We start from the raw sequence: 25,049 nt of genomic DNA on the forward strand, positions 1-25,049 counted from the left end.
CTCCTTTCCCTCCATGAGGGCCAGTTCAGCGGTCATCTTCAGCGGTCACCCGGCCGGCGAATGCGTCAATTTCCTTGAACAGGCGTTCCCTTTCTTTGTCCAAAGTGATGATGTGGCTCGATTTTTCATACCACTGAAGTTGCTTTTCCTTGGAGGAAATATGCTTGTATAAGTATTCGGCGCTTTTGGGATCCACCGTTTCGTCCAATTTGGACTGAATAATCAACGCTGGTGTTTCCACTTCAGGCAAATGTCGCCGTACATGGCGGATCAATCCGTTCAGACTGGAAATACATTTGATCGGAGTTCGGTCATAAGGAACCAAATGTTCCTCGATATGAGGGGGTTTGCCTCCACCCCGTTTATGATACCGCTGCACCCACCGGAAAGCACCCGCCAGATGATGACGTTTATCCCGAAGCCAAACCGGAGCGCAAAGAGGGACCACCCCCGCGAGAGGCCGGGTGCGGGCCAGATTGAGCACCAAAGCACCGCCCATGGACAACCCCACGGCCAAGGCCTGCCGCACATTCCCCTCCTGCACCAACCGGTCATAGGCTATCAGTACACTCTGCCACCAATCCTGCCAGGTGGTCTTTTCCATCTCTTCGGGTGACGTTCCGTGTCCGGCCAGAAGCGGCGCATGGACGGTATATCCTTTCTCCTTCAAAAATTGTCCCAAAGGGCGCATCTCCGAAGGCGTCCCTGTAAAACCGTGCACCAACAGAATCCCCGTCTCTCCTCCCGGATAAAAAAAAGGATCCGGAGAACGGCGTTTCATCTTCATTCTCTTGTGTCGCCCCCTCCTGCTATTCAACCTGGCCGGACTCATCCCTTCCCATAATCTCAGTTTTTCCAACCCAGTCGATTTCGAACCGGTCCGGATAAAAAGGGGACTGGAATCCGGTCTGTTTTCAGGGTATCACAGATCAAAATCATTGTCTTGACCCGCTCCTCATCCATAAACACAGGGGATCCTTGGGTAATCTCAGGTCACCCGGAAAAATGGATCAAACTTAGACCACTAGTACTGCTTTGAGTGTTGATGAATTTTACTCAAGAAAATGTCGAATGTTGTCCCAAGTCAATTGAAAACAGACGGTGATTCTGCATTTGGAGCTCGCTCCACACTCACAATACAGACTATGTTCGACATCAATTGCACTCTTTAAGTAAGGCTCAAGGTAGTACTAGAAGCTTTATGAAAAACTCATCACAGGGAAGGTTGGGTTTCACATGGAGTGATTTTGGCAGTTAAAAACAACGAAAAGGTCATGTTCGGCCAACCCGGCCACCACAATTCACAACGCTTCCGGCCCTGCTGCAACCTCTCTGCAAAAATTCTTGGCTGCCTTGATGTACCGACAGTGGTGACGGTTACATTCCGGACAGTTTCATTCTCCTGAGGCTCATGTTCTTTACCTTCTCTGACGCTCGCTTTCATCCCCATAGTCGAAAGCATGGGGTGATCCCAGCTTGCAAAAAAATATAAAAAACAAAAGAGGCAACTCCGAAGAGCTGCCTCTTTGCCTGGCAACGTCCTACTCTCCCAGGGGCCTGCGCCCCAAGTACCATCGGCGCTGGAGGGCTTAACTTCCGTGTTCGGGATGGGAACGGGTGGATCCCCTCCGCCATCGCCACCAGACACTTAATATAATAGCACGAACCCAACTTCTTGGCAAGGGTTTTTCCCGCTTTTTTCTCAAGGGAAATTTTATCGGGGACTTGGATTCCTCATATGACACGGAGTAATAACCAGATGCACGATTCTTCATCACCAAACCAACCTGGAGAAGCAAATCGACCGACACACCCTGGTGATGGATCGAGAAGTCGCCCCCATTCCACAGCCCTGAAGAAAACCTCCGTGGACCATGTCATTTCTTTTTCTTCCCCGTATCCATTCCAACTCCGAAGATGACTCCAAGAGCAATACCCAAAGCAAGATCGTCTAGGGCCAGGCCCAGCACCACCCCCAAGACGATTCCCATTCCTGTCAAAAGGGTCTCTCCTCCTCAGACGAAGAAAGCGGCGGTTAAGGTGAGGATCATGAACAGGACGGCCAAAGCCACAGTGATTTTCCCCAAGAGAGCATCCAGACCTCGAGCCTTGGTTTTTCCGATCAAATGTTCGGATGCCCCGCCGATGGCACCGGAAAGTCCTGCGCTCTTGCCCGACTGCAATAAAACCACAAGAATCAGTGCGACACAAACAATGCCCAACAAAATGTCGATGGCGAGTTTCACAGTTATGGTACACCTCCGGTCGGGTGTTTCCCGTTCGATTTTTCACTGGTGTTAATGTATCACAACCCACTACAGTTTTCAACAACAATGGCTCGACATCCGGGCATAAGAATGCCGGACCGTCGGTCCGGCTGAAAAACATTATCCGCGCAGATTGTAAAAAGCTTTTTTCCCAGAGTATTGACCGCAGCGCTCTAGCTCTTCTTCGATCCGGAGCAGCTGATTGTATTTGGCCACCCGATCGGTTCGCGAAGGCGCCCCGGTCTTGATCTGACCAGCCCCCGTCGCCACGGCGATATCGGCGATGGTTGTATCTTCCGTTTCACCGGAGCGATGGGAGATTACAGCTGTGTAACCCGCCTGTGTAGCCATTTGCACTGCATCGAAGGTTTCCGTGAGGGTGCCGATCTGGTTCACTTTCACCAGGATGGAATTGCCCACTCCTTTTTCAATCCCCTGGTGAAGACGGGCCGTATTGGTGACAAACAGATCATCACCCACCAGTTGCACCTTGGCGCCGAGACGTTGAGTCAGCTTCTTCCAACCCTCCCAATCATCCTCGGCCAATCCGTCTTCGATGGAGATGATCGGGTATTTTTGAACCAACTCTTCATAGTAGGTGATCATCTCATCAGCAGATTTGGAAACACCTTCCCCTTCCAGGTGATAGGAGCCTTCTTGGTAAAGTTCTGTGGAGGCCACATCGAGGGCCAGAAGCACCTCAGTCCCCGGTTGGTATCCGGCCCGCTGGATGGCGGTGACAATCGTTTGCAGTGCCTCTTCGTTGGAAGAAAGGTTAGGGGCAAAGCCTCCTTCATCACCCACAGAAGTGGAAAGCCCTTTCTCCTTGAGGACCATCTTCAAGTGATGAAAGATCTCCGCACCCATGCGAAGTCCCTCACGAAAGCTTTCCGCCCCGACGGGCATCACCATAAACTCCTGAATATCCACATTGTTATCTGCGTGGGCCCCACCGTTCAGGATGTTCATCATGGGTACAGGAAGAACCTTGGAATTAAATCCGCCGAGGTAGGTATAGAGGGAAAGCCCCGCTGTTTCCGCTGCCGCCCGGGCAACAGCCATGGAAACCCCCAGGATGGCGTTGGCGCCCAGCTTCCCTTTGTTCGGGGTGCCGTCCAATTGGATCAATGCCCGGTCGACCCCCACCTGATCCAATGCGTTCATCCCTTCCAATTCCCGAACGATCAACTCGTTGATGTTTTGCACCGCCTGAAGGACCCCTTTTCCAAGATAGCGGTCCCGATCCCCATCACGAAGTTCCACCGCTTCATGGGCCCCGGTGGAGGCACCGGAAGGGACGATCGCCCGTCCGACAGCGCCGGTGTCCAGGATCACTTCTACCTCAACGGTGGGATTTCCCCGGGAGTCCAGCACTTCCCGGCCATGTACATCGATGATCGTGCTCATGCATGTATCCTCCTCACTGCTGTTGAAAGTTATTTAATCAGGGAACGACCTGTCATTTCAGCAGGTTGCGCCAACCCCAGCAAATGGAGAAGTGTCGGAGCCACATCTGCCAGAATCCCCTCTTCTCTCAACCTTGCGGACGGATCCGTGACGATACAAGGAACCGGAAAGGTGGTGTGGGAAGTGACCGGCTCGTTGTTTTCGTTCAACACCATATCGGCATTGCCGTGATCGGCAATCACCACCGCTGTTCCCCCGTGGGCTCGGACTGCCTCCACCACCCGACCCAGGCATTCATCCACTGCCTCCACCGCGCGGATCGTCGGTTCCAACTTGCCGGAGTGGCCCACCATATCCGGATTGGCGAAATTGAGGATGATCGCATCATGCTTTTCGGCTTCGATCTCCCGAACCAGAGCATCCGTCACTTCATAGGCACTCATCTCCGGTTTCAGATCGTAGGTGGCCACTTGGGGGGAATTGATCAGGATCCGATCTTCACCGGGAAAGGTCTCTTCCCGGCCGCCGCTGAAGAAAAAGGTAACATGAGGATATTTCTCCGTCTCGGCGATTCGGAGCTGTTTCAGTCCGTGCTGTGAGACCACCTCCCCGTAGGTGTTATCCAGATCCGTCGGTTTATAGGCGACATAGCCGTTCACCGATTCGCTAAACTTGGTCAAACATACATAATAGAGATGCTCCGGCCGCTTCTCCCCCCGGTCAAATCCCCGAAAATCCTCGTTGGTGAAAGCCAGTGAAATCTGGATGGCCCGATCGGGACGGAAGTTGTAGAAAATGACAGCGTCATGGGATTGAATCGAGCCGACGGGATGGCCCTGATCATCCACGATCACCGTCGGCATCACAAATTCATCGTAGACGCTTTTTTCGTAGGATTCCTTCACCGCCTGCACCGGATCCCGGTAGCGGGGACCTTCCCCGTAAACCATGGCCCGGTAAGCTTTCTCCGTCCGTTCCCAACGTTTATCCCGGTCCATGGCGTAGTAACGACCCTGAACCGTGGCGATCCGGCCCACGCCAGTTTCTGTGATCTTCTGCTGCAATTGCCGGATATACTTCACTCCGGAGTCCGGGGCCACATCCCGCCCATCCAGAAAGGCATGGATGAAGACTTCCCGAAGACCCTCCCTGGCCGCCAGTTCAAGGAGTGCAAACAGGTGATCCATATGGCTGTGAACACCGCCGTCAGAAAGAAGTCCATAGAGATGAAGCCTGCTGTTGTACTCCTTCACATGGCGAATCGCACCGAGAAAGGTCTCATTTTTGTAGAAGGAACCTTCCTCAATCGATTTGCTGACCCGGGTCAGGTCCTGATAAACCACCCGGCCTGCCCCGATATTGAGATGGCCCACTTCCGAGTTTCCCATCTGCCCTTCGGGAAGGCCCACTGCTTCTCCCGAAGCTCCGAGGGTGGTATGGGGATACTGGGACCAATACCGGTCAAAGTTTGGCTTCTTCGCCTGAGCGACCGCATTGCCATGGGTTTCCTCCCTGAGAGCAAATCCGTCCAGGATCACCAAAGCCACAGGTTTGCGTCGGCTCATCCCAGATCCCCCCGTCGGGCAGCAGCTTCCACCAGCCTGGCAAAAGAATCGGAATCCAGGCTGGCCCCCCCGACCAGAGCACCGTCAATCTCTCCCGATTGGAGAAAGGTTTCGATATTATCCGGTTTGACACTGCCTCCGTACAGAATTCGGACTTGATTAGCCACTTGTTGATCAAACTGATCCGCCACACTTTTTCGGATGAACCGAATTACATCCGTTGCGTCCTCTGCAGTGGCCGATCGGCCGGTACCGATCGCCCAGACCGGCTCATAGGCCAGTATGAGATGACAGACCTCCCTGGAACTTAACCCTTGGATGGCGGCCACCACCTGCTCCCGAACCAACTCCCGGGTGCGTCCCGCCTCCCGTTCCTCCAAGGTTTCCCCCACACAGACGATGGGAGTGAGCTGATGATCCAAGGCCGACCGGGTCTTGAGACGGACCGTTTCGTCTGTCTCCGCAAAGTATGCCCGCCGCTCGGAATGACCGATGATAACGTGGGTCACTGCCAACGCTGTCAGCATGGACGGGCTGATCTCACCGGTGTACGCCCCTTCCTCCTCCCAATGCATGTTTTGTGCTCCGATCCGGATTCCGCTCTCTTTCGCTTCTTTCACCAAAGCGGGCAACGTGACAAAAGGAGCGCACACCACGGTCTCCACGCGATCCCTGTTATCGGCGAGCTTTACCCTTGAGAAAAACTCCAAAGCTTCCGCCACGGTTTTGTACATTTTCCAATTTCCCGCGATGACCGATGTTCGCAATGTGAATCACCACCCTGATCACTTGTTTTGGAGTACTGCCACTCCGGGCAGCGTTTTCCCTTCCATCAATTCCAGGGAAGCGCCACCGCCGGTGGAGATGTGACCCACCTGTTCCGCCAGACCTGATTTTTTAACAGCCGCCACGGAATCTCCCCCACCGATTATAGTCATCCCCGTGCAGGCGGCGACTGCCCGGCCAACGGCAAAAGTGCCTTCGGCAAACCGATCAAATTCGAAAACACCCATGGGTCCGTTCCAGATCACCAATTTGGAGGTGTGGATCACATCGGCGAAGACCTCCCGGGTCTTCGGACCGATATCCAGTCCCATGGAATCTTGGGGGATCGCCTCCACATCCACCAGCTTCGCCGGGGCATCGGGAGCAAAAGACGTGGCCACCACCGCATCCACAGGCAAGAGAAGACGAACCCCCTTTTGTTCCGCCTTTTTCATGAAGGTTCTGGCTTGATCGAGCTTTTCCGACTCCAGCAGGGATTGGCCGACCTCCACCCCTTTGGCTTTGAGGAAAGTGAAGGAGAGTCCGCCCCCGATAAGGAGGTTGTCCACCTTATCCAACAGGTTGTCGATGACACCAATCTTGTCCTTCACCTTGGCACCGCCGATAATGGCTGTGAAGGGACGATCGGGATTCTGCAAAGCCTGCCCCAGGGTTTCCAGTTCCCGCTGCATCAGGAATCCCGCCACAGCCGGCAGATGTTCGGCAATGCCGGCCGTGGAAGCATGGGCCCGGTGGGCAGTGCCAAAGGCATCGTTCACGTAGAGATCGGCCAGCTTAGCAAAGGCCCGGGACAATTCCGGGTCATTTTTTTCCTCGCCAGGACAGAAGCGGACGTTCTCCAGCAGGAGGATATCCCCCTCTTTCAATCCGGCAACTTCTTTCTCCACTTCTTCTCCCACTGTCTGATCGGTCTTAACCACCGATTGGCCCAGCAGTTGGGAGAGGCGCTCGGCGACGGGAGTGAGTCGTAACTCCTCCACCACCTTCCCCTTGGGCCTTCCCAAATGGCTGGCCAGGATCACCTTGGCTCCATGTACCGTCAGATGGCGGATCGTCGGCAGAGCAGCCCGGATCCGGTTGTCATCGGTGATTTCTCCCTGATCCAGCGGCACATTGAAATCGACTCGGCAAAAGACGCGCTTTCCTCTGACATCCACATCCAGGATCGACAGCTTGTTCATCGGCTTCCTCCTCGAAAAGCATAGAGAAAGAGGAGAGCCTTCCTCTCTCCTCTCTTTTTCTCCTCTATTCTAGACTGACAACCCCTTCTTGGCAATGTGGTTAATCAGGTCGATCATGCGATTGGAAAATCCCCATTCATTGTCGTACCAGGCGACCACTTTCACCATATTTCCGTCCTGGACCATGGTGGACAACCCATCGACAATGGAAGAGTGAGCATCCCCATTGAAATCTTTGGAGACCAAAGGCTCGTCAGTGAAGGCCATAATCCCCTTCAACTCGGTTTCCGCCTGCTTCCGAAAAGTCTCGTTCACTTCGTCCATGCTCACATCTCGGTCCAACTCCGCTACAAAATCGACGACGGAGACATTGGGGGTGGGCACACGCATGGAAAAACCATTCAATTTGCCTTCCAGTTCCGGCAACACTTTGGCAACAGCTTTGGCAGCGCCGGTGGTAGTGGGAATGATCGACATGCCGGCAGCCCGGGCTCGGCGTAAATCCTTGTGAGGGAGATCCAGAATCTGCTGGTCATTTGTATAGGAATGAACCGTGGTCATCAGACCGCGACGTACCCCAAAGGTTTGATGCAATACCTTAACCACAGGGGCCAGACAATTGGTAGTGCAGGAAGCGTTGGAGATTACCTGATGGCGATCAGGGTCGTATTGATCGTCATTCACCCCCATCACCACAGTCAGGTCTTCGTCTTTGCCCGGGGCGGAAATGATTACTTTTTTGGCGCCGGCCTCCAGGTGTTTCTCAGCATCTTCTTTTTTGGTGAAACGGCCGGTGGATTCGACGACGATCTCCACCCCGAGCTCTCCCCAAGGAAGTTGGGCCGGATCCCGCTCCGCCAAAACCCGGATCTCTTTTCCGTCCACCCGCAATCCGCCCTGAGTGACTTCGACGGAATGGTCGAATCTGCCGTGGACAGAATCGTATTTGAGGAGGTGGGCCAATGTCCCCGCATCGGTCAGATCATTGATCGCCACCACTTCCAATGCAGGCTGTGCCATAGCGATCCGAAAAACTGCACGTCCAATGCGTCCGAATCCATTAATCCCGATCTTGGTTGCCATAGGGATCCCTCCATTCATCAACTCAAATATGGAAAAATTCAACTGGCAGTTTCAAGAATGGCGCGGGCGGCCGCTTCATCGGTGATCAGTATGCCACCGCCGAAAACCGGGCAGACAGCCGCCACCGCCTCCGCCTTTCCCGCCCCGCCTGCGACAGCGATCGTCATCTCCACGTTTTCCAGGTCTTCCAAACTGAGGCCGATATGGCGGCCGCGATGGACAATGTCACCCTTGCGATTGAAGTAGTAGCCAAAGGCCTCCCCCACCGCTCCTTTTTCCTCCAACAGATTCAGCAGTTCGGGGGAGGACTTCCGCCGGGATGCCATGCTTCTAGCATCTCCGATCCCGTGAACGACGATGCGGGCCGACCGGACCAGCTCCATCACTTCCCGGATGTGTGGCTCCCGAACCAGGGTTTCCACCGCTTCTTCGCTCAACTGTTCGGGAACGTGCAGCAACCGGTATTGTCCCCCCGATCTTCGGGCCATCAGGGAGACAATATAATTTGCTTCCAACTCCACCGCTTCCCCCAATCCGCCCCGAGCCGGGACAAAGATCGTCTCCTTCAAAGCCGGGGATGCGGTTATCATGTCTGCTACGGCAGCCACGGTCGTCCCCCCAGCCACCGCCGTCACTTGGCCGGGTCGGGCTGTCTCTTTCAACAGACGGGCACCTGCTCGCCCCATCTCCTTTTTTACCCAGTCGGACCGATCTGAATCTCCTGGAACCACCACCGCCTTTTTCAGCTGAAGTACCCGGGCGAGGGCCATCTCCAGTTCCGTCAGGCCGAAGAGATCCTTGATGAGAGGCTCCATCTCCGCGATCAGTCTTTCCCCGGAAGGGGTCAAGGTCATCCCGACTGTATCAATCCGGAGGAGACCCCGCTCTTTGAGAAACTCCACTTCCCCCCGCAGGACCCGTTCCGTCTGATTGAGAGCAGCGGCCAGACTCCGCCTTCCCACCGGTTGCATCAACTGAAGGTGGCGCAACACTTCATATCGTTTTCGCATCACTTCCAACAGATCGGGAAGCAGTTTACTCTGCAGTTTCAATATGGACTCCATGGCATCCTCCCGATCGGGACAGAAAACGTCCCTCATGACAAAATACGTCCCATTCAAGTTAAAAAAAAAGAGACAGCATCATCCATTTCAATTGTAGTCTATTTCAGCTCCCTTGACAAGAGGAACTGGTGGAATCCGGGTGCATATCAGCCGCTCTTTTTTTATGAGTCGAACCTCCGTCTCGCCTGGGAGGAACTGATCCCCATCTCTTCCCGATACTTGGCGACGGTTCTGCGGGATATGCGGATTCCCGCTTCTTGAAGCCGATCTGCAATCTTCTGGTCGGACAATGGTTTTCCCTTATTCTCCCCTTTGATCATCTGCTCAATCCGATCCTTTACACTTCGGGCGGATGTATTCCCCCCGCCTTGATTGGAGACACCGGAAGGAAAGAAAAAGCGGAAAGGGAACAACCCCCGGGGCGTCTGGATATATTTATGCCGGGTTGCCCTGCTCACCGTCGATTCATGCAGCTCAAGCTCTTCCGCCACTTCCCGCAGGGTCAAGGGTTTCAAACCGGAGATCCCATGTTCGAAAAAGTCCCGCTGCACACCGATAATGGCCCTGCTGACCCGATACAGAGTGTTTCGTCTTTGTTCGATACTTTTTAACAGCCACATGGCCGATTGAATCCGTTCCTTGATATAGGCGGCGGCTTGGTGGGCCCCTTCATTATTTTCACGGAGAATCCGTTCATACTGAGTGCTGATGCCCAGACGGGGAATAACACCCTCATTCACCCATACTTCCCACTCCCCGTGCACCTTTTCCACAGTCACATCAGGAAAAATATAGTGGGGACTCTCTCCGTGGCAGGCGTGGCCGGGTTTGGGATTCAGCTTCCGGATCCGGTCGGCGGCATCCTGAACTTCCACTGTGGTTCTATTTAAAGCCTTGGCCACTTTTTTCAGCTTTCCCTCGGCCAAATCCTGTAGGTGAAAGCTCACAATTTCGAGAGCCAACGGATCAGGATCTCCCTGCCGTTTCAGTTGGAGTGTCAGACATTCCGCCAGATTCCGGGCCCCCACACCCGCTGGATCCAATCCCTGCACCACCTCCAAGGATACAACAAAGTCTTGCTCCTGGATATTAAAGCGCTTACATAGTTGTTCACAATCCAACCTCAAGTAACCGTCCTCATCCAAATTTCCAATGATGTAACGGCAGATCTGATAAGTGTGAGAATCTATGGAAAGGTAGCGAAGCTGTTCTTCCAGAACCCCGGAGAGACTGGGAGTCGAGTCGGCGATCCGGTCTACCGGATGCCCTTCTTCCTCATCATGGGTGGATGAGGATCGCCCAAGGGTCCCGCCACCCCTCATAAACGCCCCCCAATCCGCCAGTCGTTCCGCACTTTCGGTCCCCACCGGGTCCGGTTCCGCCATCGGGGCGGAGTCTTCAATTTCCAACACCGGGTTTTCAACCGCCTGATCTTGTATATACTGTATAAGGTCCACTGCTGAAAGTTGAAGCACCTGGATCGCTTGGCGCAATTCAGGGGTCATCACCAACTTCATCCGCTGATCCTGAATCAATCCGTAACCCATGGATAAAGCCATTTCCGTCACCTCCGCGTGTTCAGTATATGTGCTTCTCTCCGCCTTGGATGCAACTTCCAGGCCGATTTTCAGATGTTCAAAGGGAGGTTGTCGGTAATCTTCAGGTTTATTTTATCATAAAGGCCCCTTTGTTTCCTCACCTCTTCCGACAGCAGAATCAACCTTCTTTCAGGCTGCCATACACGCCGGCGAACAATTCCGACTATAACTAACTCCAATCGACCTCTTGCTTTTTCTTCAGAGCTTGGTTATAATGATTTTTGTCGCTGGTTAATTTAATTTTATGCGCCTATAGCTCAGGGGATAGAGCACTGGTCTCCGGAACCAGGTGCCCAGGTTCGAATCCTGGTAGGCGCACCAAAAGAGACGGCAGCCATCCTGGTTGCCGTTTTTCTTTTACACCTTGTTCTGACCTATCTTGACCTTAGGAATTTGACTGGGTTATGATGGGTATATGTTATCCCAGAGGAGGGACCGTGATGAACCTGATTCCCTATGTGGTTGAACAGACCAATCGTGGCGAACGATCCTATGATATCTATTCCCGCCTACTGAAAGACCGGATCATCTTCCTCGGCAGCGAGATCAATGACGCTGTAGCCAATACCATCGTGGCCCAGATTCTCTTCTTGCAAACCGAAGACCCCAACAAAGACATCCAGTTGTATATCAATTCACCGGGAGGATCCATCTCTGCGGGGTTTGCCATCTATGACACGATGCAGCATGTCAAGTGCGATATTCAGACCATATGCATCGGGATGGCTGCCTCCATGGGCGCCTTCCTTCTTTCCTCCGGCACCAAGGGCAAACGGTTGGCCCTTCCCAACAGTGAAGTGATGATCCATCAACCCCTCGGCGGCGCTCAAGGGCAGGCATCGGACATCGAGATCAGTGCCAAGCGCATCCTGCGCATGCGGGATCGTCTCAATCAACTCCTTTCCGAGCAGACCGGCCAACCCTTGAAGAAAATCCAGCAGGATACCGACCGGGACCACTTCATGTCGGCGGAGGAGGCCAAGAAGTACGGGCTGATCGACAAAATCATCGAGCATCAAAAGTGACATTCTCAGTCATCACCGCGGACTTTTTCGGATCCGCGGCTTTTTTTATGGAGAAATCGCCTCCCCAGAAAAACAACGGATTGAAACCCGATCGTTCTTTCCCCCTGGAAGAGTTGTAAAAAAGCTGTTCACAGGGAGGTTCGGTTTTCACATGAAATGATTTTGGCAGTTAAAAACAACGACAAGGTCATTTGAAACCCAATCCCGACCGGCCCGGCCAACACTAATTCACAACGCTTCTGGTGAGTATTGGATTAAACGTCCTTCTCCAAAACACGGGGAGAAGAGATCATGACATGAATTTCCCCCTTCATAAAAACGCCCTCCCTCTTCCTGAAATTCATTAAAAGTTAACCTCTCCTCCCCCTGCCCCCCTCGAACAGGGTTAAGATAAAGATAGAGTTCGTGGGAGATTTCGGTTGATCCGAGGAGGTGCCTACACGATGAATTCTTTTGACAGACAGGATCGAATCTTGTTTTGGGTCTCCGTTTCGATCGGTTTGGTGATGCTCCTCTCCCTTGTGGGCCGAATTTTCCGCTGATACTTTGTTGCGGATACAAAGCTTTCCGTATCTTCGGTCAATCTGTGGATCCCTCATGGTTATCGGCTTTTTCGTTGTTTTTTTACCGAATTTTTAATTGCCTTTATACAGCTTTGTATGATACGCTAACCTCGGGTATGCGATGGGCATGCTGAGGAGGACATGCTTTGAGGACTGCCGCGCTCACATTGATGTTATTGTTGTTGGCCTTCACGGCAGCACCCTTCGCCTTCGCTGAAACTCCCCAGGAGACTGCTGCCCTCCAAGCCATCTATACCACCAAAGATGGCAAACACCAAGTGGAGATCGCCCTTCCCGAGGCGACCCAACCCCGTGGGAGCTGGTTTGTCACTCTGAACGGAAGTGATGAACAAAGCTCACCTGAAGACGCCGGATTGAAAAAGTTTACCGCCGAATACGACGACCTGGTGCCGGGTAGAAACTATCAGGTCATCGCCGTGTTCTACGGAAAAGATGGCGAACAACCCGTCGATCTGGATGGTTGTTTCCAACTCCAGGCCCGGGAGCCCGCCTCTGCAACAGATCCGATTCAACTGAAGGATTGCGGATTTGACAAAATTGCGGAACAGGCTAAAAAATCAGACGCCGCGAAAAGCGCCGGGACGGCTCCGGTGGATGATCCGGCCACACCCTCGGGCGACGGAAACACCGCCGACTCCGGGAACTCGGAGCAGGGTACCTCTTCCAGCGAAGAAGAGACCGGAACCTTGCACCACATGAACAGTGGCCAAAAGGAGTCGGGAGGCCCAATGCCGGATACCGCCATTGACATTTTCCCGGCTCTGCTCGGATTACTGCTGTTCCTGTTGGGATGCGCCCTTTTGGGCTTCCGTTCCCTGCGTCAACCCGGCAATTGAGACGATCCGGCAGTCTCCACAGCAGATGCCCGTACCCTTTGGGGTTGAGGAGGATTTCAGCCGAAGTGGGGTCACCGTACATCATTCAAACTTCAGTGATGGAATCTGGATGAAACACCCTTGTGATACTATCTACATCAAGATTTAGTATACTTAAACGCCCATCCACCCAAAGACAGACCAAAATGGTCTGTCTCTTTTATTGATTATATATAATCAAAAAGACCTAAATGATTTTCTTCCCCATCTATCCAATTTTCTTATTTCGGACCTATGGTTGGAATGTTCTGTCCAAGGGGTGTGAAGAAACTTCCGAGCCTCGATTCCTGGCAAAATCGACCTGATAGCTCCAGGCGGGGATCTCAGGCCTGACTACAACCCCGACACCTTAAGCAGGTCGCGATAACTCCTAGAGCACCGTCCCCGTGGTAGAAAACGGGAAGGTCGTCGGACATGCCTGGTATGCCTGAACTTCCATGGCCGCTCCCAAAGTGGCGGGGGCCGCCGGAGTGATCATCGCCAGACATGGGAAGAACAATCTCTCCCCAGTGTCAGGTGAAGGCGATTCTGAAGCAATCCGCAGAAGATCTCTTCAAAAAGGGATGTGATGAGAAGAGCGGTTTCGGTTTGGTGAGCATTCCCGACGCACTCAACCGCCGTTAACGATGACTCCCCCGCCGAAGAGGGGGGCTCATCCGAACCCCACCCCCCGACTTACTCAGAAAGTACTGAATCACAACGCTTTCGGACCAAAAAGGTCCGTAGTAGATGATGTCACATAAAAACAACTTTTCGTCTATTGAAACAGTTCGATACCCGTCGTATCATAAGATCAAGAAGGCCAAGACCTTTACAGATAAAGACAGAGACCAGACCAAGACAAAGCGCCGGTCCTCTCGTAGAGGACCGGCGCTTATTATATGGTTGTCGGGATCGATTCTTACAGATCCTCCTTGCTGACAATGGCGGCCAAAGCCTCGATCGCTTGCTCCGCATCGGAACCCTCGGCGGAGATGGTGATCTCCGAACCGTGGGCAACCGCCAGGCTCATAATCCCCATGATGCTTTTGGCATTCACTTTTTTATTGTTTTTGCTGACAAAGACTTCGGAGCTGTACTTGTTGGCCTCCTGGACGAACAGAGCTGCAGGTCGGGCATGGAGCCCGGTTTTCAGGTTGACGGTGACATTTTTTTCTGCCATGGGGTCATCCCTCCATAGAATGTATGGTAAATGGGCTGGGTCACAGTGATTTAGAAGCTTTGTGAAAAAGCCGTTCACAGGGAGGATTGGGCTTCAAAGTGATTTTGGAAGGTCAAAACGATGAAAAGGTCATACGAAACCCCATCCTGGGCGTTTTTAGAACGATTTAAATCACAACCCACTAGTGATCGGTGGATCCCACTTTCAACTTTTTCGCGATTTCTTCCAGCTTACGGAGGCGGTGGTTGATCGCCGATTTGCTCACCTTTCGTCCAGGAAGCATCTGGCCCAGCTCCGTAAGAGAGATTTCCGGATGACGCAACCGGGTCTCCGCCACTTCCCTGAGACGGTCTGGCAATTGATCCAAGCCGATTTCCCTGTCGATCAGACGAATATTTTCCAGCTGCCGCATTGCAGCTTGAATCGTTTTGTTCAGGTTGGCCGTTTCACAGTTGACAAGCCGGTTGACGGAGTTTCTCATATCCTTCAGGATCCGGACATCCTCAAATCGGAACAGGGTGCGATGGGCACCGATGATATTCAGGAATTCGCCGATTTTATCACCCTCTTTGAGATAAACGACAAAGCCCTTTTTTCGTTCAATCCATTTTGCATGAAGATGATACTTGTTCATCAGGGAACACAAATCTTCACTGTGGTCCTGATATGTGGAGACGATCTCGAGGTGATAGGATCCGCTGTCCGGATTGTTGACCGAACCACTGGCCAGGAAGGCCCCCCGTAAATAGGATCTCACGCAGCATTCTTTTGCCGTCAATCCGGGATCAATCCCGCTGATCCGTTTCATCCCCTCCCCCAGGATTCGCAAATCCCGGAGAACGTTTTCCGCTTCCCTGGACAGACGCACCGCATAGGTATTGTTCTTCTTTAACCTGACCTTTTTGCGCACGAACACTTCCGGCTGTACTTGGTACAGTTCCTTGATCAGAGAGTAAGTGCGACGTGCGATGGCATTGTTTTCAGTGGTAAATTCCAGACTGATCCGACCGTTTCCGATCAGAACCGTTCCATTCATCCGTACCAATGCCGACAATTCGGCCCGACGGCAACAAAGTGGGGAATCGATACGGGTCAGTTCCTGTTTGGTGGCGGATGCAAAGGACATTATCCATCACTTCCTTCATCCTCGATCACGACCTTCCGACCCCTATGCCTGAACCAAACGACGAACCCATCGATTCAATTTGGCGGCATCGTGTCGGACCACCTTTTGAAATTGCGTCAGATCATCCGCTATCACCTGACAACCAAACCTCTTCAAACGTTCCATATCCGTCCGAACCATACAGGATCCCTCCAGGGCGTAACGTTTTTGAATGGAAGCCGGGGGAATTTCTTTGTTTACAATCACCACATCAAAAAAATTTTCCCCCACATGATCCTGAATGGCGATCACATGATCTGCCGCGGTGTAGTGATCCGTTTCCCCCGCCTGGGTCATGATATTACAGATGTATATTTTTTTTGCTTTGGACTTTCGGATGGCGTCCGCCATCCCTTTGACCAACAAATTGGGCAGGATGCTGGTGTATAAACTGCCGGGGCCGATGATGATTCCATCGGCCGCCTCAATCGCCTGCAAAGCCTCCGGCAACGGATGAGCCACCTTTGGCTTCAGAAAGACACGGCGGATCCTCCCCCCCGCTTTGGGAATGCGTGACTCCCCCTCCACCACGCGCCCGTCTTCCATAACCGCACACAGGCTCACTTCCTCTCCTGTGGAGGGAAGGACCTGGCCGCGGACGGCCAGCACCCGGCTCATATACTGTATAGCATGATTGAAATCCCCAGTGATATCTTTTAAAGCTGCAAGCATCAAGTTTCCGAGGTTGTGCCCGGCCAAACCGTTTCCATTTCGAAATCGGTATTGCAACACTTGTTCCAGCAAAGGTTCTGTATCCCCCAGAGCCACCATCACGTTGCGTATATCCCCGGGTGGGGGCATCTGCAGATCATTCCGGATCCGGCCGGAGCTGCCGCCGTCATCAGCGACGGTAACAATGGCTGTGATCTCTATGGGGAGTTCTTTCAACCCACGCAACATCACTGACAGGCCGGTTCCTCCTCCCACCACCACGATACGCCGTTTTCGAAGACAGGCTTCCTTTGTTTTCATGGTGGACACCTCTTGTTCTCTGTCAACCGCTCTTCTCGATGTCTCGGTGTGTCGCTCGGGTCTGTTCATGATCCTGAAAATGACGGTTCAGGTATTCAGCGATGGAGACCGACCGATGTTTACCGCCGGTACAACCGATCCCCACCACCAAACTGGTCTTTCCTTCCCGTTGGTAATGCGGGAGAAGAAAAGAGAGCATATCCGTCATCTTCTCAAGGAACTTCCGGGTCTCCTCCCATTTCATCACATAGTCGTACACATCCGCATCCAATCCGGTCCTGGGTTTGAGGGACTCCACATAATGAGGGTTGGGAAGAAAGCGGACGTCAAACACTAAATCGGCATCAATGGGAATGCCGTATTTAAATCCAAAACTTTGAAACGTGATGGCCAAACGGTTTTGATCCGTCCGGGCAAAGCGGGAGACGATCTTCTCTTTCAGTTGCGCCGGTTTCAATTGGCTGGTATCGATGATCTGATGGGCTCGGCCTTTAATCTCCTCAAGCAGATTGCGCTCCAGACGAATCCCGTCCATGGGACTTCCCTCCGGAGACAGGGGATGGCGGCGACGGGTCTCTTTGTACCGACGGACCAGCACCTGATCCGCCGCATCCAAAAAGAGGATCTGGTAATGGATATTATGGTGTTTTTCCAAGGTATCCAGGGATTCGAAAAGCGTGGAGAAAAACTCTCTGCCCCGCAGATCCGTCACCAGCGCCGCTTTTCTCAGTTTTCCACCGGATTGCTCCAGCAGCTCAGCCAACTTGGACAGGAAAACAGGCGGCAGGTTATCGATGCAAAAATAGCCGAGATCCTCCAGGCTCTGCATCGCGACGGATTTGCCCGCACCCGACATCCCGGTGATCACCACCAGCTGAATCTCTTTGTCCGTTTCGGCAGCCATACCCCGTCACCTGCTTTCATTCCTTATTATATGATATTTTAACCCAACATTGTTCCTTTTGCTGTTAAACCTGCCGCACCGATCATGCCCGCATCATTGCCGAGCCGCGCCGGGATGATCTGAACGTCCCGGGCCGCATCGGGTAAGGCATGGCGGGTATATGCCTCGCGCAGGGGGGTGAACAGGGTTTCTCCCGCTCCCGATACACCGCCGCCGATCACAAAAGCGGCGGGATTGTTGACCACAGTCAGAATCGCCATCACCCGGGCCAAGGCATCAGCGGCGGAGTCAATCACTTCCAGGGCGACGAGATCCCCCTCCTGTGCCGCGTTCACGATATCCCGCGGGGTGATCGTCCCCGCCTCCACACTGGATTCCAAAGAAGTGACACGCCCAGCTTCAACTGCCGCCCTTGCCAGCCGGACCCAGCCTGTGGCTGAGGAAATAGTCTCCAGACATCCCTGTCGCCCGCAACCGCAGGGAACACCTCCCGGCTCCACCGGGATGTGACCGATCTCCCCGGCCATTCCCCCAACACCGCGAATCAACCGTCCTCCCGCGATCACACCTCCGCCGACTCCGGTCCCCAGGGTGATCAGAACCATATCTGTCATTCCGGCACCCGCCCCCCTCCATACCTCTCCCAGGGCTGCCACATTGGCGTCATTGTCGATAACGACAGGGATCCCGAGAAGGTTTTGCAACCATTCCCGGATCGGCACATTCTCCCAGGGAATATTGGTAAGACGGAAAATCTTGCCCTCTGCCTGATCCAAAAAGCCTGGGGCTCCCAGCCCGAGGCCTTTTACATCCTTCCAGAAAACCCCGGCTGACTCCGCCAATCGGCGGACTCCTGCCGCCATTCGCTCCACACCGGCCTCAGCCCCTTCCTCAGGCCGCGTGGGCATCTCATGCTTGTACAGGAGACGACCTGTCTCGTCCGTGATCCCCAATTTGATCGAGGTTCCGCCCATGTCAATCCCGATGAAATTTTTCCCCATGGTTTCCGTTCCCTCCTCAAACTTGCTACGAATATACTTGATTGCAACCATCGGGTCAAGGTGGCCAAATATCCTGCAGCGTCATCTGTCAAATCATTGTCAGGGGGCGGACTTGTGTGAATCTCTCCCACCTTCGAAGCGTTGTGAATTAGTGCCGTCTCTTTCACAACCCTTCTAGTGCAAATGATGACTGAGTAATTCTTCCTCTCTGCTGTATTCCAATCGGCCAATGGACAGGTTTCTTCCTTCCAACAAATAAGTGAAAATCTTCCGATCCATCTCCGATGTGGGGAGGCTGCCCACTTGGTCAAGGGGGTGCCAGGAAAGCTCCCCCTCGGGGGAGTGCGACAGAAGTTCCCCGTGAAATTCTTCCGCCCGAAAAGTGAACATCATCCACTCTTTCTCCAACTCTCCCCTTTCTACCAGACACATGGTAAAAACACCGCAGAGTAAAGGATCTCTCAAAATCAGGCCTGTTTCTTCCTCGTATTCCCGGCAAACGGCTTCCAGAACGGTTTCCTTGGGCTCCACCTTTCCACCCGGGGCTACCCACCAACCTCTCCGGGGCTTTTTCAAGAGCAACACATGGCCTTCTGAGATCAAAATGCAATTTGCAATCCGCTGCATGGACTTCACCTCTGAAATCTGAATCTTGGCGACGGTACGGACACAAAAAAAGCGGGTTTTTCAACCCGCGTGGTGTATAGTCTGTGGAAAAGTGATCGGGGCCACTTTCTAATTATATGGGTGGTGTTTTCGAAAGAACCAACACATCCCGGCCGTTGATCATACTTTTTGGGGTCCTTCCCGCCCTTCCCATACACTTTTGAAAAATTCCTGCTGAAAAAACTCCGTCACTTTCTCCATCAGCACTCTGCGCGTCAAGATCCCGATGAAACGATTGTCCAGATCAATCACGGGGATGTAGGGGCGATCCAACAACACATCGAAGGCAAATGAAAAAATCGAGTTGGACAAGATCCCGGAGTGATTCTCATTCATTGCATCCCGAACATGGAAACTGCCCAGTCGATCCAAGCGAAAATGGCTTCGATTCAACATCAAGTCGAGAATGTTGGTTTTGCTGATGACCCCTTCCACCTTCCAGTCATCATCGATCACGGGAACGGAGGCGTATCCCCTCCGGGTCAAAACCAACAGGGCTCTCTCCAGAGTCCAATCCGGATGAACCGTCACCACTTTTTCCCGGGGGACAATCAAAGGAGAGATCTCACGATCAAAGAGACTGATTTGCTCTTTTTCCATCGCAAATTCCTCCAGATTTAGAGGTTAGAGATGAGAAATGGGACGTGAGAACCGGAATCCCCGCCAATCCGTCGATACGATTTCACCCTTTTTAAAAAGGAAAATCCCCCCAGAAAGAGAACTGCCAAAAACCCAATCCCGGGAAAAGCGGAAGTAAATCAGGTGTGGGGTTCATGATCCTTGTTTAGTCGACATACCTTCTCCAGACAGCGAACATTCCGCCCCACAGTGGAAGAAGAAACCGCGTGCCGTTTGGCGACGGATTCCTGGGTGAGTGAGGTTCCGTGCAGCCGGGCCACGATGTACTCCAATGCTGCCGCCCAACCTTCCACCTTACGGATCTCAGGGAAATCAGTCTGATGTTCGCGAAGAAATTCCGACCAGATCATCTGCGCATCATTCAAATGAGCCACATCATACCGATCCTTCATCGCTTCCAGACAACAATGGAGAACCTGCTCCCACGTCTTCAACCAATCCGGGAGCTCCTGGGCCAGTTCGTAGGGGTGGATGGTCATTTCCCGGTTCTCCAGGACCGCCCGGTAGGGTTCGGCAGCTCCGATCTTTTTCAATACATAGAGAGCCAGCCGTTTCAGATCATCCTCTTCATCCCGTTTCATCAAAAAACTTCGGAGTACCTGCTCCACCTCTTTGTCACCCAGCCACTCAAAAACTTGAAGTACCTGCAATTTAGTCTCTTTGTCCCCGTGATTCAACGCCCAGAAAAAGGAGGAGCGTATCAGCGGATTTTCCCGGATTTGCTCCGGGATGGTACTCCGTTCGCGATCCAACTGCATCAACTGCTCCTCAAAGGGCAGCTGGTAATGATAACTGAGCGGGGGAACCTGTTCCGGCGACATGTTTTCCCATTGCTCCAATTGATTGAGGTAAAAAACGGGTATTTTCGAATCCTGATCCAGCTCCCTGGCGATGCGCCAATACTTGCGGGCGCGTTCAAAGGATTTTGTGTTGAAAGCGGCCACCGCCGCATAGTGGTACAAACTGGCCTCAGGACGTTCTTCTCGCTGGATGAGCCGGCGAAACATGGCAAAGGCGGCCTCATGCTCCCCCAGAATCCCCAACGTGGTAGCCAACTTATACATATGTTCCGGATAAAAGGGAATCCACTTTTTCAGAATCCCGACCAACCGGTCCCGGCCCTCCCGCTCCTTCATATGCTGGAAAAACACTGCCAGATTGCAGAGAGCATGCAGATTGCCGGGATCTGATGACAGCACCCGTTCAATGATCTCCACCGCCTGATCGACATCACCGGTGTAATAATAAGCCAGGGAGAGATTGTTCATCACTGCATGGAAATCGGGGTGTTCCTCCAGAAGTTCCTCCAGGATCTCCATCGCTTGCAGAAACCGACCCGACTCCAGACACTCCCTCGCTTCATCATGTTTTCTCATCCAATCTTGCTTGGGTCTCGCTTTGGGTTGGCGGGGGCGACGTCCCAATTCATAGGCCAACATCTCCAACATATCCTCCGCCTCTGCCGCGAACTCACCTTCCCGCTCTTCCTCCAGATAGCGGATCAGGTACTCTTCTGCCAATTCAAATTGCTCCATGTTGGCTGCATTATTGGCCATATAAAACCAGCACTCGGACAAATGAGGATCCACTTCAGTCAATACCTTTTCCAACACCTCGTTGGACTCGTCAAAACAGCCCATCTCAGAGAGAATCCCCGCCAGGTTGCACTGATTGACCGCATTGTCCGGCTCTTTTTCAACTGCCAACCGAAAGTATTTCAGTGCCTTATCATAACGGTGGCGATCCAGAGAACGGACGGCCCGTTCAAAGAAAAAACCCGCATCCAACCGTAACCGGACCACCTTGTGTCCTTTGGAGCATGCATCGGCATGTTGTTTTTTCATCGCTACTCCCCACCCATCAAACAGGGTCATGAGGTTTTGTACAGTTCATGTCGGAGAAAGTATATCACATTCGGAGTGTTTTTACATACCCACCCAACCCGTGATGGACACCTGTTTCGATCCACTGTTATACCGCCGGCCCATCCAGCTCCACCGATATCCAAATATTCTGCGGTTTGAAGTCCGGAAATGCCCCCAAAAGAATATCATCGATTTCTTCAAGTGGTTTAGCAGTCTTTTCCCAAGGGTATTTCCCCCCATTTTTATTGTAGGGACAATTCCTCCGGTCCGTCAACTGACGCCACCCTTTCTCCAAAGCGCATAAAAAAACCCTTCCGACCTTGGAAAAGGGGGCCTGTCCTGTAATCGCCGGTCTCTCCTTACAACACAACTAAAAGCGTTGTGAATGAGTGCTGGGTTGGTCGGGATTGGGTTTCACATGACCTTTTCGTCTTAACTGCAAAAATCACTCCATGTGAAACCCAACCCTCCCAGTGAACCTCTTTTTCACATCGCTTCTAACGGGAACCGTGCCGGTGTTGCAACTCCGAGAGGACCCTGTCCAGGGGAAGTGACTGTTGTCTGAACAGCACCATCAGGTGAAAGAGAAGATCGGAAGCTTCCCAAGCCAGTTCCTGATGTGAATCATTTTTAGCAGCAATGATCACCTCCGTTGCCTCTTCTCCTACTTTTTTCAAAATCTTGTCCAATCCTTCTTCCAACAGATAAGTCGTGTAAGAGTTCCCGGGCCGGCGGGTGTCCCTCTCCGCAATCACCTGCTCCAGTGTGTTCAAGATCGCGTAGCGGTCCCCGGAACTCTCTTCACCTGCCCTTTTGAAACAAGAATAATCACCGGTGTGACAGGCCGGCCCCCGGGGCCGGACCAAGATGAGGAGTGCATCCCGATCACAGTCGGGGCGGATTTCTACCACCTGCTGGGTATGGCCGGATGTGGCCCCCTTATGCCACAACTCCTGTCTCGAACGGCTCCAAAACCATGTCTCCCCGGTTTCCAGTGTCTTTGCAAGGGAGGCTTCATTCATATAGGCCAGGGTGAGCACTTCTTTACTCACAGCATCCTGGACGATGGCCGGAACCAGCCCTCCATCATCAAAGCGGAGCCGGGTGAGGTCCGAATTCTGTTTCACCTGACATGCACTCCCTTCTGCTTGAGATATACCTTCAGTTCCTGTAAAGGAACTTCCCCGTAATGGAAAATGGAAGCCGCCAGAGCGGCTGCCGCCCGGGTACAGGTGAAGACGTCGTAAAAATGTTGATGGTTCCCAGCACCTCCCGAAGCAATCACCGGTACCCGGACCGCTTCCGACACGGATTCCGTCAACCCCAAGTCAAATCCGTTCTTCTGCCCGTCCCGATCCATACTGGTCAGCAGGATCTCCCCCGCTCCCCTTTCCACCGCCTCCCGGGCCCAGTCCACCGCTCGTTTCCCTGTGGGTTTTCGGCCGCCGTGGGTGTGGACAAACCAGTCTTTCTTCTTTGAATCATAGCAGGCATCGATGGCGATGACGATACATTGATTTCCAAACCGCCGGGCTCCCTGCTCGATCAGTTCCGGTTTTTTGACGGCGGCAGTGTTGATAGAAACTTTGTCTGCCCCGGCCCGCAACAGAGTGAACATATCCTCGGCGGAACGGATCCCTCCTCCGACAGTAAAAGGGATACTCAACACCCCGGCAACTTCCCGGATCACCTCCACCATCGCCTTTCGTCCTTCGACAGAGGCGGAAATATCGAGGAAGACCAATTCATCGGCACCTGTCTGATCGTAAAGAGCGGCCAACTCCACCGGATCCCCGGCATCCCTCAGGTTGGCGAAGGAGACTCCCTTCACCACCCGTCCATCCCGAATATCCAGACAGGGGATAATCCGTTTGGTAATCATCGGGTTCCCTCCTCTATCGCCAACAACCCGGCCTTTATATCAAGAGCACCGGTATAGAGGGCTTTCCCCACGATGGCACCGGTCACACCCAACGGTGCCAACCGGACCAATGTGGTCAGGTGAGCAGTATTGCCCACACCGCCGGAGGCGATGACCCCTTTGCCTGTCGCTTCAGCCAGGGCGCGGACAGCGGCAATATTGGGACCGGTCAGGGTTCCGTCCCGGGAAATATCGGTGAAGATAAAAGTTTCCGCTCCGTGAGCGGCCATCTCCCGACCCAGATCTTCCACCCGGACTTCGGAGGTTTCCAGCCAGCCGTGGGTGGCCACCCACCCGTCCTGGGCGTCCAACCCAATAGCGATCCGGTCCCCAAAACGACGGAGGGCTTCCTTTACAAATTCGGGATCATCGATGGCAGCGGAGCCGATCACCACCCGGGCTGCTCCCAGGGATAGAAGATTTTCCAAACGCTTCAGATCCCGAACGCCGCCTCCGACCTGAATCGGGATACTCGCCGAGCGGATGATGTCCCGTACCGCCGACAGATTGACATGATCTCCAGTCTTGGCCGCATCCAAGTCCACCACATGCAACCAACCAGCGCCCTCCTCTTCCCAACGGCGGGCCACCTGAACCGGATCCTCTCCGTAGACGGTCTCCCGGTCAAAATCCCCCTGAAACAGCCGGACGCAATGTCCGCCCCTGAGGTCAATGGCGGGATACAGAGTGAAACTCATCCAACCTTCACCCTTTCCTCACAGAGAGCGACGAAACGTTCCAGTAGCAGGCGACCCGTCTCTCCGCTTTTTTCCGGATGAAACTGCATTCCGAAGAGGTTATTTCTGCCCACGATGGCCGTGATCGAACCACAATAGTCGGTCACAGCCAGAACATCTGCGGGATTAGCAGGGATAACATGGTAGGAGTGGGCAAAGTATACACTTCCTTCTCCCACTCCCCTTAACAGCGGATGGGGACCGTTAAAACGGAGTCCGTTCCAGCCTAGGTGGGGAATGTTGCAGTTCCCCTCCAAGCGAAAGACATGTCCCGCGAGCAGATTGAGTCCCTGATGGTATCCATGCTCTTCGCTTCCGGTGAACATCAACTGCATCCCCAGACAAATCCCGAGAAGAGGGGTTCTCTTTCTCAGGGTGACTTCCTTGATCACATCCACCAATCCACGCTCTTTCAACTCCTTCATCCCGATCCCGAAGGCTCCCACTCCCGGCAAAATCACCCCTTCAGCCCTGCAAACCTCCTCTGGATCCGAGGTGACCCGGACCTGGCATCCGATTCGCTCCAAGGCCCTGCTGACACTGTACAGATTGCCCATTCCGTAATCGATGACGGCGATCACG

At 53.3% G+C, this 25,049-nt stretch carries 26 protein-coding genes, 1 tRNA gene and 1 rRNA gene; 4 read left to right on the forward strand and 24 right to left on the reverse strand.

Annotated elements, in window-relative coordinates; translation table 11 throughout:
- Window positions 1–25: 25 nt before the first annotated feature.
- The 12 genes from IEV46_RS08460 to rpoN all read right to left on the reverse strand — a co-directional run bounded on the left by IEV46_RS08460 (window position 26) and on the right by rpoN (window position 10,912).
- Window positions 26–787: an alpha/beta hydrolase gene (locus IEV46_RS08460; RefSeq protein ID WP_188431973.1), complete on the reverse strand. Its 762-nt coding sequence runs from the start codon at window positions 785–787 to the stop codon at window positions 26–28.
- A gap of 426 nt (window positions 788–1,213) precedes the next feature.
- Entirely contained in the window at window positions 1,214–1,537 is a 324-nt protein-coding gene (locus IEV46_RS08465; protein ID WP_188431975.1) for a hypothetical protein, read from the reverse strand.
- A 5S ribosomal RNA gene (gene rrf / locus IEV46_RS08470) occupies window positions 1,529–1,645 on the reverse strand. Before rrf ends, IEV46_RS08465 begins: the two co-directional genes overlap by 9 nt.
- Before the next feature lie 232 nt (window positions 1,646–1,877).
- Window positions 1,878–1,991 carry a glycine zipper domain-containing protein gene (locus tag IEV46_RS18345; RefSeq protein WP_505712043.1) on the reverse strand — a complete coding sequence of 38 codons (114 nt, stop codon included), beginning with the start codon at window positions 1,989–1,991 and terminating at the stop codon, window positions 1,878–1,880.
- Window positions 1,992–2,015: 24 nt separating this feature from the next.
- On the reverse strand, window positions 2,016–2,246 hold the full coding sequence (secG, locus tag IEV46_RS08475; protein ID WP_188431977.1) for a preprotein translocase subunit SecG: 231 nt from the start codon (window positions 2,244–2,246) through the stop codon (window positions 2,016–2,018).
- 141 nt (window positions 2,247–2,387) lie between these two features.
- The gene (gene eno, locus IEV46_RS08480) at window positions 2,388–3,674 is read right to left on the reverse strand and encodes a phosphopyruvate hydratase (protein ID WP_188431979.1); all 1,287 of its coding nucleotides are present in this window, start codon (window positions 3,672–3,674) and stop codon (window positions 2,388–2,390) included.
- Between the two features lie 29 nt (window positions 3,675–3,703).
- Entirely contained in the window at window positions 3,704–5,239 is a 1,536-nt protein-coding gene (gene gpmI / locus IEV46_RS08485; protein WP_188431981.1) for a 2,3-bisphosphoglycerate-independent phosphoglycerate mutase, read from the reverse strand.
- Entirely contained in the window at window positions 5,236–6,006 is a 771-nt protein-coding gene (gene tpiA, locus IEV46_RS08490; RefSeq protein WP_188431983.1) for a triose-phosphate isomerase, read from the reverse strand. The genes gpmI and tpiA overlap by 4 nt, the downstream gene beginning before the upstream one ends.
- An 18-nt stretch (window positions 6,007–6,024) precedes the next feature.
- Window positions 6,025–7,206, reverse strand: a complete 1,182-nt coding sequence (locus IEV46_RS08495) for a phosphoglycerate kinase (protein WP_188431985.1) — start codon at window positions 7,204–7,206, stop codon at window positions 6,025–6,027.
- 69 nt (window positions 7,207–7,275) lie between these two features.
- Complete coding sequence (locus IEV46_RS08500; RefSeq protein WP_188431987.1) at window positions 7,276–8,289, reverse strand: glyceraldehyde-3-phosphate dehydrogenase; 1,014 nt, start codon at window positions 8,287–8,289, stop codon at window positions 7,276–7,278.
- Window positions 8,290–8,327: 38 nt separating this feature from the next.
- The gene (locus IEV46_RS08505; protein ID WP_188431990.1) at window positions 8,328–9,353 is read right to left on the reverse strand and encodes a sugar-binding transcriptional regulator; all 1,026 of its coding nucleotides are present in this window, start codon (window positions 9,351–9,353) and stop codon (window positions 8,328–8,330) included.
- A gap of 161 nt (window positions 9,354–9,514) precedes the next feature.
- Window positions 9,515–10,912, reverse strand: a complete 1,398-nt coding sequence (gene rpoN, locus IEV46_RS08510) for an RNA polymerase factor sigma-54 (RefSeq protein WP_188431992.1) — start codon at window positions 10,910–10,912, stop codon at window positions 9,515–9,517.
- Window positions 10,913–11,197: 285 nt separating this feature from the next.
- Between rpoN and IEV46_RS08515 the strand changes: the two genes are divergently transcribed.
- From IEV46_RS08515 to IEV46_RS08530, 4 genes are all read left to right on the forward strand, one after another.
- Window positions 11,198–11,272 (forward strand) — tRNA-Arg (locus IEV46_RS08515).
- 119 nt (window positions 11,273–11,391) lie between these two features.
- Complete coding sequence (gene clpP / locus IEV46_RS08520) at window positions 11,392–11,976, forward strand: ATP-dependent Clp endopeptidase proteolytic subunit ClpP (RefSeq protein WP_188431994.1); 585 nt, start codon at window positions 11,392–11,394, stop codon at window positions 11,974–11,976.
- Between the two features lie 709 nt (window positions 11,977–12,685).
- On the forward strand, window positions 12,686–13,396 hold the full coding sequence (locus IEV46_RS08525) for a hypothetical protein (RefSeq protein WP_188431996.1): 711 nt from the start codon (window positions 12,686–12,688) through the stop codon (window positions 13,394–13,396).
- A gap of 525 nt (window positions 13,397–13,921) precedes the next feature.
- Entirely contained in the window at window positions 13,922–14,059 is a 138-nt protein-coding gene (locus tag IEV46_RS08530; RefSeq protein WP_188431998.1) for a hypothetical protein, read from the forward strand.
- A gap of 277 nt (window positions 14,060–14,336) precedes the next feature.
- Here the strand turns inward: IEV46_RS08530 and IEV46_RS08535 are convergent, their stop codons facing one another.
- The 12 genes from IEV46_RS08535 to hisH all read right to left on the reverse strand — a co-directional run bounded on the left by IEV46_RS08535 (window position 14,337) and on the right by hisH (window position 25,048).
- The gene (locus IEV46_RS08535) at window positions 14,337–14,597 is read right to left on the reverse strand and encodes an HPr family phosphocarrier protein (RefSeq protein WP_188432000.1); all 261 of its coding nucleotides are present in this window, start codon (window positions 14,595–14,597) and stop codon (window positions 14,337–14,339) included.
- A gap of 181 nt (window positions 14,598–14,778) precedes the next feature.
- Window positions 14,779–15,723 (reverse strand): DNA-binding protein WhiA, encoded by a 945-nt coding sequence (whiA, locus tag IEV46_RS08540; RefSeq protein WP_188432002.1) that lies wholly within the window; start codon window positions 15,721–15,723, stop codon window positions 14,779–14,781.
- Between the two features lie 42 nt (window positions 15,724–15,765).
- Window positions 15,766–16,734, reverse strand: a complete 969-nt coding sequence (mgfK, locus tag IEV46_RS08545; RefSeq protein ID WP_188432004.1) for a gluconeogenesis morphogenetic factor MgfK — start codon at window positions 16,732–16,734, stop codon at window positions 15,766–15,768.
- A gap of 22 nt (window positions 16,735–16,756) precedes the next feature.
- Window positions 16,757–17,638, reverse strand: a complete 882-nt coding sequence (rapZ, locus tag IEV46_RS08550) for an RNase adapter RapZ (RefSeq protein ID WP_188432006.1) — start codon at window positions 17,636–17,638, stop codon at window positions 16,757–16,759.
- A gap of 38 nt (window positions 17,639–17,676) precedes the next feature.
- Complete coding sequence (locus IEV46_RS08555; RefSeq protein ID WP_188432014.1) at window positions 17,677–18,639, reverse strand: ROK family glucokinase; 963 nt, start codon at window positions 18,637–18,639, stop codon at window positions 17,677–17,679.
- A 174-nt stretch (window positions 18,640–18,813) separates the two neighbouring features.
- Window positions 18,814–19,266, reverse strand: a complete 453-nt coding sequence (locus IEV46_RS08560; RefSeq protein WP_188432016.1) for an 8-oxo-dGTP diphosphatase — start codon at window positions 19,264–19,266, stop codon at window positions 18,814–18,816.
- A gap of 159 nt (window positions 19,267–19,425) precedes the next feature.
- On the reverse strand, window positions 19,426–19,905 hold the full coding sequence (locus tag IEV46_RS08565) for a CBS domain-containing protein (protein ID WP_188432023.1): 480 nt from the start codon (window positions 19,903–19,905) through the stop codon (window positions 19,426–19,428).
- 158 nt (window positions 19,906–20,063) lie between these two features.
- Entirely contained in the window at window positions 20,064–21,788 is a 1,725-nt protein-coding gene (locus IEV46_RS08570; RefSeq protein ID WP_229736003.1) for a tetratricopeptide repeat protein, read from the reverse strand.
- 518 nt (window positions 21,789–22,306) lie between these two features.
- Window positions 22,307–22,936, reverse strand: a complete 630-nt coding sequence (hisIE, locus tag IEV46_RS08575) for a bifunctional phosphoribosyl-AMP cyclohydrolase/phosphoribosyl-ATP diphosphatase HisIE (protein ID WP_188432027.1) — start codon at window positions 22,934–22,936, stop codon at window positions 22,307–22,309.
- Window positions 22,933–23,691: an imidazole glycerol phosphate synthase subunit HisF gene (hisF, locus tag IEV46_RS08580; RefSeq protein WP_188432029.1), complete on the reverse strand. Its 759-nt coding sequence runs from the start codon at window positions 23,689–23,691 to the stop codon at window positions 22,933–22,935. The genes hisIE and hisF overlap by 4 nt, the downstream gene beginning before the upstream one ends.
- Window positions 23,688–24,428 (reverse strand): 1-(5-phosphoribosyl)-5-[(5-phosphoribosylamino)methylideneamino]imidazole-4-carboxamide isomerase, encoded by a 741-nt coding sequence (gene hisA / locus IEV46_RS08585; RefSeq protein ID WP_188432031.1) that lies wholly within the window; start codon window positions 24,426–24,428, stop codon window positions 23,688–23,690. The genes hisF and hisA overlap by 4 nt, the downstream gene beginning before the upstream one ends.
- Entirely contained in the window at window positions 24,425–25,048 is a 624-nt protein-coding gene (hisH, locus tag IEV46_RS08590; protein ID WP_188432033.1) for an imidazole glycerol phosphate synthase subunit HisH, read from the reverse strand. The genes hisA and hisH overlap by 4 nt, the downstream gene beginning before the upstream one ends.
- Window position 25,049 lies beyond the last annotated feature (1 nt).

This window comes from Kroppenstedtia guangzhouensis (assembly GCF_014637345.1).
GTDB lineage: Bacteria > Bacillota > Bacilli > Thermoactinomycetales > DSM-45169 > Kroppenstedtia > Kroppenstedtia guangzhouensis.